Origin of the sequence: Microbacterium sp. BWT-B31, assembly GCF_041379855.1 — a bacterium.
In the GTDB taxonomy this organism is placed as follows: Bacteria; Actinomycetota; Actinomycetes; order Actinomycetales; family Microbacteriaceae; genus Microbacterium.
In genome coordinates this window covers 84,284-96,065 of record NZ_JBFECU010000004.1, presented here as the reverse complement: position 1 = coordinate 96,065, position 11,782 = coordinate 84,284, and the positions used below count along the sequence as shown (strand labels likewise).

Genomic DNA, 11,782 nt, shown 5'->3' with positions numbered 1-11,782 from the left:
CGCTGACGGCGGGCCACCACGTGAGACCCCCGCGTCCGGATGCCTCGGGGCGGAGCATCCGCTCGAGCGCGGCCCATGTGCGCTGAAGGCCGGCATCGACGTGCCAGCGCGAGACGAACGAGTAGGCGGCGCCCATGCCGGGAGTCTACGAGCGGCGCCTCGGGTCTCACGCGCGAACGCGGGAGCGCAGCACGTCGATGCGGGACTGCAGCTGCGCGACGGTCGCCTGCGCGACGGCGGGACCGCCGCAGATGCGCCGCAGCTCGGCGTGCACCGAGCCGTGCGCCTCGCCGGACTGCCGCGCGTAGAGCCCGACCAGGCTGTTGAGCAGCTGCCGCTGCTCCTTCAGGGTGCGGTGCAGCGCCTGCGGCGGCGCCTGCTCGCCGAGCGACTCGCCATGGGCCTCGCGCGCCTCGCGGGCCGAGCGGAGCCTGCCCTGGCGCGCCTGCCGCTGCATGAGCAGCTCGTGCACGTGCTCGGGCTCGAGGAGCCCGGGAAGCCCCAGGAACTCCTCCTCCTCGGGCGTGCCGGGAACGGCGAGCTGACCGAACTCCTTGCCGTCGAACAGCACGCGGTCGAAGTGCGCGGCCGAGCCGAGGGCCTGGTACGCGAACTCCGCGGTGAGGGCGTCGGATGCCTTGTCCTCGCGCTCGGCCGCGTTCATGAGGTCTTCTTCGGCGTCCCACTCGTCGCCGTCGGACTCTCGGTCGAGCGCATGGTCGCGCTGGCGTTCGAGCTCGTTGGCAAGGGCGAGCAGCTGCGGCACGTTCGGCAGGAACACGCTCGCCGTCTCGCCGCGCCGGCGCGCGCGCACGAAGCGGCCGATCGCCTGCGCGAAGAACAGCGGCGTCGAGGCGCTGGTGGCATACACCCCGACGGCGAGGCGCGGCACGTCCACCCCCTCGGACACCATGCGCACCGCGACCATCCAGCGCGAGGTCGACTGCGCGAACTCCTCGATGCGCGATGAGGCCTCCGCCTCGTCGGACAGCACCACGGTGGGCGGCTCGCCGGTGACCTCGCGCAGGATGTCGGCGTAGGCGCGTGCGGCGGTCTGGTCGGTGGCGATCACGAGACCGCCGGCATCCGGAACCTGCTCGCGCACCTCGGTGAGCCGGCGGTCCGCCGACCGCAGCACCGCGGGTATCCAATCCCCCGCGGGGTCGAGGGCCGTGCGCCACGCCTGCGACGTGACGTCCTTGGTGTTGTCCTGCCCGAGCTGGGCCTGCATCTCGTCGCCGGTCTTCGTGCGCCACCGCATCGAGCCCGCGTACACGAGGAACATCACCGGGCGCACGACGCCGTCTTCGAGCGCCCGGCGGTACCCGTAGCTGTAGTCCGTGCGCGAGACGCGGACGCCCTTGTCATCGGGGTGGTACTCGACGAACGGGATCGGAGCCGTGTCGCTGCGAAACGGCGTGCCCGACAGCAGCAGCCGGCGCGTGGCGCGCGCGTAGGCCTCGCGCAGCGCGTCGCCCCAGCTGAGGGCGTCGCCGCCGTGGTGCACCTCGTCGAGGATCACGAGGGTGCGCTTGTCGAGCACGAGCCGCTGGTGGACGGATGCCTTCACCGCCACCTGCGCGTACGTCACCGCGACGCCGTGGTAATGCCTCGCGGGGGCGAAGTGGCGATTCGAGAAGGCGGGGTCGAGGCGAATCGACGCGCGGGCCGCGGCATCGGCCCACTGGGTCTTCAGGTGCTCGGTGGGAGCGACCACGACGATGCGTTCGATGATGCGACGCCGCAGCAGCTCGCTCGCGAGACGCAGCGCGAAGGTCGTCTTTCCGGCGCCGGGGGTGGCCGCGGCGAGGAAGTCGCGCGGACCGCCGCCCACCCCGTCGGGACCGTCGAGCGAGAAGTACACGTCGAGCGCCTCGGCCTGCCACGCGCGCAGGCGCTGCGCGGTGCCCCACGGCGCGCGCTGCGGGTAGGTGGGAGAGAGGTGCTCGGCGGCGAAGGAGCCCAGATGCCGCTCGCGCCCGGCGCCCTCGTCCCCGCCCGGCCCGGCGGGCGCCCAGCCGGGCCCCTGCGCCTCGTCGAGCAGCGAAGCCTCGTCTTGCATCCGGCCGCACTCCCCTCGCCTCGAGACAACGAGTCACCACGATAGACGAGGCCGGCGACGTCGCTGTGCAGGTCGCCGGGCGGGCGTAATGTCATAAGGCCACCACACGAGGAAGCCACATGCAGAGCAGAGACGATCGCCGCACCCCTTACGTCCCGAACGCCGGGCCGCACCCCTGGCGTCGCTACGTCGCGATCGGCGACTCGTTCACCGAGGGCATCGGCGACCCGATCGCCGGCGCCGAGGGCGAGCACCGGGGCTGGGCTGACCGGGTCGCCGAGGTGCTCGCCGCGCAGGTCGACGACTTCGCGTACGCGAACCTCGCGGTGCGAGGCAAGCTCATCCAGCAGATCGTCGATGACCAGATCGCGCCGGCTCTCGCGCTGAGCCCCGACCTCATCACCTTCTCGGCCGGCGGCAACGACGTGATCCGCCCCGGCTCCGACCCCGACTCGGTCGCCCAGTTGTTCGAAGACGCCGTGGTGCGCCTGTCTTCGACCGGTGCCACGGTCGTCGTCTTCACAGGGATCGACACGAACTTCACGCCGGTGTTCCGCGGCATCCGCGGCAAGGTCGCGATCTACAACGAGAACATCCGCGCCATCGCCGACCGCTACGACTGCATCGTCGCCGACCAGTGGTCGCTCAAAGAGGTGCAGGACATGCGCTTCTTCGACGACGACCGCCTGCACTACAACGCGCTCGGCCACCACGAGGTGGCCCGCATGGTGCTGCGCGCGCTCAACGTGCCGAACGACCTGCAGCCCATGCAGCCCGACCCCCTCCCCGCGCGCACGTGGCGCGAAGCGCGCGCCGTCGACCTGGTGTGGGCGCGCGAGTACCTCGTTCCGTGGGTGTTGCGGCGCCTGCGGCACCAGTCCTCGGGCGACAACATCACCGCCAAGCGCCCGGACCCGCTGCCGGTCGTGACGCTGGCTCCGGGGCAGGATTCTTCCGCTGCGCGCGGCGAGCAGGTCTGACGGCCCCGCCGGTCAGCGCCGGCGCAGCTCCCACAGGGCCACGGCCGAGGCCGCCGCGACGTTGAGCGAGTCCACTCCCCCGGTCATCGGGATCGTCACGATGGTGTCGGCGGCGGCCAGAGCCGCGCGGCTGAGGCCGTCGCCTTCGGCCCCGAGCATCAGCGCGATGCGGTCCGGGGCGGTGGCCGAGAACGCATCCAGCGTCACGGCGTCGTCGGCGAGCGCGAGCGCGGCGAGGCGGAATCCCGCCTCGTGGAGCTGTTCGCGCGCGGCCGGCCACTGCGGGATGCGCGTCCACGGCACCTGGAACACCGTGCCCATGCTCACCCGCACGCTGCGGCGGTACAGCGGGTCGGCGCAGCGCGGGCTGATGAGCACCGCATCGGCGCCGAGACCGGCCGCCGCGCGGAAGATGGCCCCGACGTTCGTGTGGTCGACGATCTCATCGAGCACGACCACCAGTCGCGCCCCGGCGACGACCTCGGCCACGGGTGCGAGAACGGGCCGGTGCATCGCGGCGAGCGCGCCGCGGTGCACCGCGTAACCGGTGAGCCGCTCGGCGATCTCGGGGGTCACGACATACACGGGGGTGCCCGGATGCGCGGCGGCGAAGTCCTCGACGTCCGGCAGCCACTTCTGCTGCACGAGGATCGACCGGGGCACGTGCCCCGCCGCGAGCGCGCGGGCGATGACCTTGGCCGACTCGGCGATGTACAGCCCGCCTTCGGGCTCGAGCACGCGCCGCAGCGCGACATCCGTGAGATCCCGGTAGTCGGACAGCCGCGGATCGGCGGGGTCCTCGATGCGCACGACGGTCACGCTGCCTCCTTCGTCCAGACCAGTTCACCACGTCGCCGGATGCCCCGTCCCGCGCGGCGGCGGGCGATGCATCCGACCTCTGTAACACACCCGAAAACCGCGCGGCCTACACTCGCAGGCGAGGGGGTGGTCGCATGGGCGTCGGAACAGAACTCGACGTGTCGACCGCGCGTGCGATCCAGGCCGCAGCCCAGGCCCTGGCGGGGCGTCGCGTCGCCGTGCTGACGGGAGCGGGAGTGTCGACCGACTCCGGGATCCCCGACTATCGCGGGGCGGGCGCGCGCGTGCGCACGCCGATGACGGCCGACCAGTTCCTCTCGAGCGAGGCGGCGCGCCGCCGCTACTGGGTGGGCAGCCACCTGGGCTGGCGCGCGTTCGCGGCCGCCGAGCCGAACCCCGGCCACCGGGCACTGGCACGCCTGGAGCAGTCGGGGCGGGCGACCGGGGTCGTCACGCAGAACGTCGACGGCCTGCACGTGCGCGCCGGGAACCGCCGCGTCGTCGAACTGCACGGCACGATGCGGCGCGTGTTCTGCACGCGCTGCGGGCAGGTGTTCGACCGACGCGACCTCGCGGTGCGCGTCGAGGCCGACAACCCGTGGATCACCATCCCCGACAACGTCAAGCTCGGGCCCGACGGCGACGTGCTGCCCGAGAGCTCCGAGGGCTTCCGCATTCCGGACTGCAGCGTGTGCGGCGGCGTGCTCAAACCCGACGTGGTGTTCTTCGGCGAGTTCATCCCCGCCGAGAAGTTCCGCGAGGCCGAGCAGCTCGTGCGCACGAGCGAAGCCCTCATCGTCGCCGGCTCGTCGCTCGTCGTGAATTCCGGCATCCGCCTGGTCGAGCGGGCGCGGCGACGCAGGCTCCCGGTCGTCATCGTGAACCGAGGCGCGACCCGTGCCGACGCGCGGGCCACCGTCAAGATCGACGCGGGCGCGAGCGAGGTGCTGTCGACCCTGGCCGATGCCCTCGAGGCGCGCTGAGCGCGCGTCCAGGCCCGCTCGGTTAGTCTCGAACGGTGACGAGCCTGACCCTGATCCGCCACGGCGAGACCGACTGGAACCGCGCTGGGCGCATCCAGGGCACGACCGACATTCCCCTCAACGACACGGGCCGTCAGCAGGCCCGGGATGCCGCAGCCGCGCTGCGCCTGTCGCTCAGCGATTCGGCGCCCGTCGTCGTGGTCTCCAGCGACCTGTCGCGCGCACGTGAGACGGCCCAGATCATCGCCGCCGAGCTCGGAGTCGTGGCCGAGCGCACCTACCCGGCGCTGCGCGAACGCGCGTACGGTGAGGCCGAGGGCCTCGCAGTCGACGAGTTCCGCGCGCGCTACGGCCCGTGGCACAGCGCCGAGGTGCCCGGCGCCGAGACGTGGAGCGATCTGCGCACCCGCGCGCTGCGGGGCATCCGCACCGCCGTGCGCGATGTGCGCCGCGCGACGGCCCCGGCGTCCGCCTCGCTCGTCATCGTGGCTCACGGGGCGCTCATCCGCGAGGTGCTCCGGCACGTCACCGGCGGCGTCGCGCCGTTGGACGGCGAGCGCCTGCCGAACGGCGGCGCGTACGGCATGCTCTACGAGCGCGAGCGGCTGAGTCTGCGCTCGTACGCGGGCGCCCCCGCGTCCTGACACCGCGCGACGCTCACTCCTGCGCGCGCCGGGCGACAGTCACTCCTGTGCGCGCCGGGCGACGGATCGCGCGTGCCGCAGCACCGGCTCGTCCACCATCCGCCCCTCGAAGCGGAAGACGCCGCCCTGCACCGCCGCAGCCGCGAGCACCGCGCGCGCCCAGGTCACGGCCTCCTCGTCGGGGCGGTAGGCGTCGCGGATCACCGGCACGTGGCTGGGGTGGATGCAGGCGGTGGCGGCGAAGCCCGAGGCGGCGGCATCGCGGGCCTCGCGCGCCAGCCCTTTCATGTCGCCGATGTCGAGGTGCACCGCGTCGATGGCGGCTTTGCCGTGCGCGCCGGCCGCGATGAGCGTGCGGGCCCGGGCGTAGCGGGCCGCGTCGCGATAGCGCCCGCGCCGGGTGCGGCTCGACGTGCCGCCGAGCGAGGCGACGAGGTCTTCGGCGCCCCACATCAGCGCGACGACGTTCTCGAGCGCGGCGATGCGCTCCACGGACTCGATGCCCCGCGCGGACTCGCACAGAGCGATGATCCGAAACCGCGGGTCGAACCGGCGGATCTGGTTCACCGACTCGGCCTTGGCGACCATGACCGTGCGGTAGTCGGTCTGCGACAGCGTCGACAGGTCGGCGATGAACGCGTCCGACTCGAGCGGGTTGACACGCACGATGACGCGGTCGGGGTCGAGCTCGGACTCGATGAGCGCACCGCGCGCGGCGGGCTTCGCGTCGGCGGCGACGGCGTCTTCGAGGTCGAGGATGACGGCATCGGCCCGCTCCATCGCCTTGGCGAAGCGGTCGGGGCGATCGGCGGGGCAGAACAGCAGCGCAGGCCCGAGGTCGAAGGGGGTCACGAGGTCGATCCTACGGGCTGGGGCGCGGCATCCGAGAGCCACATGAGCGCGACGCGCGTCGCGAGCGCGACCACCTCGCCGCGCTGGTTGCGACCGGTGTGGCGCATCGTGACGAGACCCTGCCCGGAACGCGACGCGGACAAGCGCTTGGCGAGGATCTCGGTCTCGGTGTAGAGCGTGTCGCCGTGGAAGACCGGCGCCGGGAACGAGACATCCGTCATACCGAGCTGAGCCACCAGCGTGCCCTGGGTGATCTGCGTGACGGATGCCCCCACCATCGTCGACAGCGTCCACATCGAGTTCATCAGCCGCTGCCCGAACGGCTGCGTCGCCGAATACGCGGCGTCGAGGTGCAGCGCCTGCGCGTTCGAGGTCAGCGACGAGAAGAGCACGTTGTCGGCCTCGGTGGCCGTGCGGCCGGGACGGTGGAGGTAGCGCGCGCCCACCTCGAGCTCGTCGTAGTACAGACCTCGCTGCTCGATGGGTCCAGGCGTCACATCGGCCACGCTACCGGGGCGCTCGTCCGCGCGGGAGCCGTGCGTCGTCATGCCAGCCCCAGCGCGCGCGAGATCACCAGCAGCTGCACCTCGCTGGTGCCCTCGCCGATCTCGAGGATCTTCGAATCCCGGTAGTGCCGTGCGACCGGGTACTCGTTCATGAAGCCGTTGCCGCCGAAGATCTGCGTCGCGTCGCGCGCGTTGTCCATCGCGGCGTCGCTCGCGGTGAGCTTGGCGATCGCCGCCTCGGTCTTGAACGCCTTGCCGGCGTCGCGCAGGCGTGCGGCGTGATGCCACGCCAGGCGCGCGGTGTGCACGCGCGCCTGCATGCGGGCGATCGTGAACTGGATGCCCTGGCGCGTGGAGAGCGCCTCGCCGAACACGATGCGCTTCTTGGCGTAGTCGACCGCCGCTTCGAGGCATCCCTCTGCCGCTCCCGTCGACAGCGCCGCGATCGCGATGCGGCCCTCGTCGAGGATGTGCAGGAAGTTCGCGAACCCGCGTCCGCGCTCGCCGAGCAGGTTGCCCTCGGGAACGCGCACCCCCTGGAAGGTGAGGGGGTGCGTGTCGGAGGCGTGCCACCCGACCTTGTCGTACGCGGGCTCGACCGTGAAGCCGGGCGTGCCGTTGGGCACGACGATGGTCGAGATCTCTTTGCGGCCGTCGCGCTCGCCGGTCACGGCGGTGACCGTGACGAAGCGCGTGATGGCGGTGCCGGAGTTGGTGATGAACTGCTTGGAGCCGTCGATGACCCATTCGCCCCCCTCGAGGCGCGCGGTCGTGCGGGTGGCGCCGGCGTCGGATCCCGCCTCGGGCTCGGTCAGGCCGAAGCCCGCCAGAGCCCGCCCGGCGAGGAGGTCGGGCAGGAGTTCCTGCTTCTGGGTCTCGGTGCCGAACCGGAACACGGGCATCGCCCCGAGGCTCACCCCCGCCTCGAGGGTGATCGCGAGGGACTGGTCGACGCGTCCGAGCGCCTCGATCGCGAGGCACAGCGCGAAGTAGTCGCCGCCCTGCCCGCCGTACTCCTCGGGGAACGGCAGGCCGAACAGACCCAGCTCGCCCATCTGCGCGACGACGTCGAGCGGAAGGGTGTGGGTGCGGTCGGCCTCGTACGCCTGGGGCGCGACGACCTCGTCGGCGAACTGGCGCACCAGTGCGGCCAGCTCACGCTCGTCGTCGGTGAGGTTGTGATGGTCCATCTTTTCTCCTTGCGGTTTCAGGAGGTGGGTTCGGGAGCGGGCCGGGCCGCGGATGCCTCGTCGGCCGCGTCTTCATGGGGCGGGGCCTGCGGGTCCACGATCGCCAGCACCTGGTCACGCGAGACCTGGTCGCCGGCGGCGACGCGCACGCGCACGACCCCGTCGTGCGGGGCGATGACGGAGTGCTCCATCTTCATCGCCTCGATCGTGACGATGCGCTCGCCGGAGGAGACGATTGCTCCGTCGGCCGCGTACACCGCGACGACGGATCCCGGCATCGGCGCGCGCAGCTCGGGATCGGATGCCGCGACCCCGAGCGCCCGCCCCGCCAGTCGGCGCTCCATCGCCTGGCGCCGGGTGAGCGGTCGCAGTCGGTGCGTCGCTCCGTCGGCGTGGACCCACACGGCGCCCTCGGCGTCGACGCCTGCCGACGCCGGCGCGCGCCCGAGAGCGTGTGCCGATCCGCGGGTGGAGTCTGCGCCCTCGGCCGGGGCGACCGGGTCCGGGGCATCGGTCGCCCCGACCACCTCGTCGGCGTCGGTGAGAAAGCGCTGCACGACGGGCACCGGTTCGGCGCCCGCCCGCCAGCCTCGAAGGCTCTGCCACGCCGCCCCGCTGCGTCGAGAACGCGGTGTCTCGCCGAACGACCCCGGCGTCGCCGCGAACGACGCGCTGTCTCGGCGAGGATCCGCGGTCTCGACGGCGGGTCGCTCGCGCATCGCGCGGGCGGCCTCGCGAAGGGCGCGCTCGGCGGGCGCCGGCGCCACGAACGGCGGCAGGCGATCGATGAGCCCCGTGTCGAGCTCACCCGCCCGCACGGCGTCGTCGGCGAGAAGGGCCCGCAGGAAGCCGATGTTGGTGTCGACGCCGAGCAGCACCGTGTCGGCGAGAGCGGTGTCGAGGGCCGCGAGCGCCGCGGCGCGATCGGGGCCGTGCGCGATGACCTTCGCGATCATCGGGTCGTAGTCGGCGGTGACCGTCGAGCCGGTCTGGACCGCGGCATCCGTCCGCACGGTCGTGTGCGCGGTGATCGGCGTCGGCGCGCGCCACGCGAGCACCTTGCCGGTCGCGGGCAGGAACCCGCGCTCGGGCGACTCGGCGTACACACGCGCCTCGATCGCGTGCCCCTCGAGCCGCACGTCGTGCTGCGCGATCGCGAGGCGCTCGCCCGCGGCGATGTGCAGCTGCTGCTCGACGAGGTCGACTCCGGTGACGAGTTCGGTCACCGGGTGCTCGACCTGAAGGCGCGTGTTCATCTCGATGAAGAAGAACTCGTCGGGGCGATCTGCCGCGAGGAGGAACTCGACCGTGCCCGCGCCGCGATAGTCGACGGATGCCGCCGCCGCGCGCGCCGCCTGCCCGAGGCGTTCGCGGGTGGCTGCGGCCACGACAGGCGAAGGCGCTTCTTCGACGACCTTCTGATGACGGCGCTGCAGTGTGCACTCGCGCTCGCCGAGGTGGATGACGCTGCCGTGCTGGTCTGCGAGCACCTGCACCTCGATGTGGCGCGGCCGCTCGATGAGCCGTTCGAGCAGCAGGGTGTCGTCGCCGAACGCCGCGGCGGCGACGCGGCGGGCGGTCGAGAGGGCATCGGGGAGTTCGGCAGGGGTGCGCACGATCTGCATGCCCTTGCCGCCGCCCCCGCCTGACGGTTTCACCAGCAGCGGGTAGCCGACCGATGCCGCGGCATCCGCGATCTGGTGATCGCGGAGCCCGATCGCACTGAAGCCGGGCACGACCGGAACGCCGTGGGCGGCGACGTGCTCCTTCGCGCGGATCTTGTCGCCCATGATCGCGAGGGCGCGCTCGCCCGGACCGATGAAGACGATCCCCGCGTCGGCGCACGCGCGCGCGAACGCCGCGTTCTCGGAGAGGAACCCGTACCCGGGGTGGATCGCCTGAGCCCCGCTCTCGCGGGCGGCGGCGATGACCGCGGTGATCGACAGGTACGACTCGGCGGCCGCGGCCGGCCCGATCCGCACGGCGACGTCGGCCTCGCGCACGTGCGGCGCGCCGGCGTCGGCGTCGCTGTACACCGCGACCGAGCGGATGCCGAGTGCGCGCAGGGTGCGGATCACGCGGCGGGCGATCTCGCCGCGATTGGCGACCAGGACGGTGTCGAACGGGGGCATCGGGCTCACATCCGGAAGACGCCGAAGCGCGGTTCGGGCAGGGGCGTGCGCGAGACGACGTCGAGGGCGAGGCCCAGCACGTCGCGCGTGTCGAGCGGGTCGATGACCCCGTCGTCCCACAGCCGGGCGGTGGCGTAGTACGGGCTGCCCTGCTCGTCGTAGCGGGCGCGGATGGGCTCTTCGAACGCGGCGCGCTCGCCGGGGGGCCAGTCCTGGCCGCGCGCGGCGAGCTGGTCGGCCTTGACGGTCGACAGCACCGATGCCGCCTGCGGCCCGCCCATCACAGAGATCCGCGAAGCGGGCCACGTCCACAGGAATCGCGGCGAGTACGCCCGTCCGCACATGGCGTAGTTGCCGGCGCCGAACGAGCCGCCGATGATGACCGTCAGCTTCGGCACGCGCGTCGAGGCGACCGCGGTGACCATCTTCGCGCCGTCCTTCGCGATGCCGCCGGCCTCGGCATCGCGCCCCACCATGAAGCCCGAGATGTTCTGCAGGAACAGAAGCGGGATGCCGCGCTGGTCGCACAGCTCGATGAAGTGCGCGCCCTTCTGGGCGGATTGGCTGAACAGCACGCCGTTGTTCGCGAGGATGCCGACCGGGTGACCGTGGATGCGCGCGAAGCCGGTGACGAGCGTGTCGCCGTACTCGCGCTTGAACTCGTGCAGCTCGCTGCCGTCGACGATCCGGGCGATGACCTCGCGCACGTCGTAGGGCTGGTTCACGTCGACCGGCACGACGCCGTACAGCTCGGCGGGGTCGACGGCCGGGGCGAGAGTCTCGGAGACCTCCCATGCGGGCGCGGCGGGCGCGGGCAGCGTCGCGATGATGTCGCGCACGATCTCCAGGGCGTGCTCGTCGTCCTCGGCGAGGTGGTCCACGACCCCCGAGCGCCGCGCGTGCAGCTCTCCCCCGCCGAGCTCCTCGGCTGTCACGACCTCACCGATCGCGGCCTTCACGAGCGGTGGCCCGCCGAGGAAGATCGTGCCCTGGCCCCGCACGATGACGGTCTCGTCGCTCATGGCCGGCACGTACGCTCCGCCCGCGGTGCACGAGCCGAGCACCGCGGCGATCTGCGGGATCGCCTGGGCGGAGAGGCGTGACTGGTTGAAGAAGATGCGGCCGAAGTGGTCCCGATCGGGAAACACCTCATCCTGCATCGGCAGGAACGCGCCGCCCGAGTCGACGAGGTACACGCACGGCAGGCGGTTCTCAAGGGCGACCTCCTGGGCGCGCAGGTGCTTCTTGACGGTCATCGGATAGTACGTGCCCCCCTTGACGGTGGCGTCGTTGCACACGACCATCACGTGGCGCCCGTGGACCAGGCCGATGCCGGCGATGACTCCCGCGGCGGGCGCTTCGCCGTCGTACAGTCCCTCGGCGGCGAGGGGCGCGAGCTCGAGGAAGGGGCTTCCCTCGTCGAGCAGGCGGGCCACGCGATCGCGCGGAAGCAGCTTGCCGCGCGACAGATGACGCTCGCGCGAATGCTCCGGCCCGCCCAGAGCCGCCTTCGCGAGCCGCGCTCGAAGTTCGCCCGCCAGCGCGCTCTGCTCGTCGCGGTTGCGCGTGAACGCGGCGCCGGGTGCGGCTCGGGTGGTCAGCACGCCCATGTCA

10 protein-coding genes are annotated in these 11,782 nt (G+C 72.5%); 3 read left to right on the top strand and 7 right to left on the bottom strand.

What is annotated here, in order from left to right; genetic code table 11:
• Positions 1 to 166 precede the first annotated feature (166 nt).
• Entirely contained in the window at positions 167 to 2,062 is a 1,896-nt protein-coding gene (locus AB1K54_RS06350) for a DEAD/DEAH box helicase (protein ID WP_371201895.1), read from the bottom strand.
• 119 nt (positions 2,063 to 2,181) lie between these two features.
• On the opposite strand from AB1K54_RS06350, the gene AB1K54_RS06345 reads away from it, so the two are divergent.
• Positions 2,182 to 3,042, top strand: a complete 861-nt coding sequence (locus AB1K54_RS06345; protein WP_371201894.1) for an SGNH/GDSL hydrolase family protein — start codon at positions 2,182 to 2,184, stop codon at positions 3,040 to 3,042.
• A gap of 12 nt (positions 3,043 to 3,054) precedes the next feature.
• On the opposite strand, the gene AB1K54_RS06340 is transcribed toward AB1K54_RS06345, so the two are convergent.
• A complete protein-coding gene (locus tag AB1K54_RS06340) occupies positions 3,055 to 3,861 on the bottom strand; it encodes a TrmH family RNA methyltransferase (RefSeq protein WP_371201893.1) in 807 nt (268 codons plus the stop codon).
• A 134-nt stretch (positions 3,862 to 3,995) separates the two neighbouring features.
• Between AB1K54_RS06340 and AB1K54_RS06335 the strand changes: the two genes are divergently transcribed.
• Both AB1K54_RS06335 and AB1K54_RS06330 read left to right on the top strand, forming a co-directional pair.
• A complete protein-coding gene (locus AB1K54_RS06335) occupies positions 3,996 to 4,844 on the top strand; it encodes a Sir2 family NAD-dependent protein deacetylase (protein WP_371201892.1) in 849 nt (282 codons plus the stop codon).
• A gap of 35 nt (positions 4,845 to 4,879) precedes the next feature.
• The gene (locus AB1K54_RS06330; RefSeq protein WP_371201891.1) at positions 4,880 to 5,488 is read left to right on the top strand and encodes a histidine phosphatase family protein; all 609 of its coding nucleotides are present in this window, start codon (positions 4,880 to 4,882) and stop codon (positions 5,486 to 5,488) included.
• A gap of 39 nt (positions 5,489 to 5,527) precedes the next feature.
• Here the strand turns inward: AB1K54_RS06330 and AB1K54_RS06325 are convergent, their stop codons facing one another.
• From AB1K54_RS06325 to AB1K54_RS06305, 5 genes are read right to left on the bottom strand one after another with little or no spacing between them, the layout of a single operon-like run.
• The gene (locus tag AB1K54_RS06325) at positions 5,528 to 6,340 is read right to left on the bottom strand and encodes a CoA ester lyase (RefSeq protein WP_371201890.1); all 813 of its coding nucleotides are present in this window, start codon (positions 6,338 to 6,340) and stop codon (positions 5,528 to 5,530) included.
• Positions 6,337 to 6,888 carry a MaoC family dehydratase gene (locus AB1K54_RS06320; protein WP_371201889.1) on the bottom strand — a complete coding sequence of 184 codons (552 nt, stop codon included), beginning with the start codon at positions 6,886 to 6,888 and terminating at the stop codon, positions 6,337 to 6,339. Before AB1K54_RS06320 ends, AB1K54_RS06325 begins: the two co-directional genes overlap by 4 nt.
• The gene (locus tag AB1K54_RS06315) at positions 6,885 to 8,036 is read right to left on the bottom strand and encodes an acyl-CoA dehydrogenase family protein (RefSeq protein ID WP_371201888.1); all 1,152 of its coding nucleotides are present in this window, start codon (positions 8,034 to 8,036) and stop codon (positions 6,885 to 6,887) included. Before AB1K54_RS06315 ends, AB1K54_RS06320 begins: the two co-directional genes overlap by 4 nt.
• Before the next feature lie 17 nt (positions 8,037 to 8,053).
• Positions 8,054 to 10,168 carry a biotin carboxylase N-terminal domain-containing protein gene (locus tag AB1K54_RS06310; protein ID WP_371201887.1) on the bottom strand — a complete coding sequence of 705 codons (2,115 nt, stop codon included), beginning with the start codon at positions 10,166 to 10,168 and terminating at the stop codon, positions 8,054 to 8,056.
• Positions 10,169 to 10,173: 5 nt separating this feature from the next.
• Complete coding sequence (locus AB1K54_RS06305; protein WP_371201886.1) at positions 10,174 to 11,778, bottom strand: carboxyl transferase domain-containing protein; 1,605 nt, start codon at positions 11,776 to 11,778, stop codon at positions 10,174 to 10,176.
• Positions 11,779 to 11,782 lie beyond the last annotated feature (4 nt).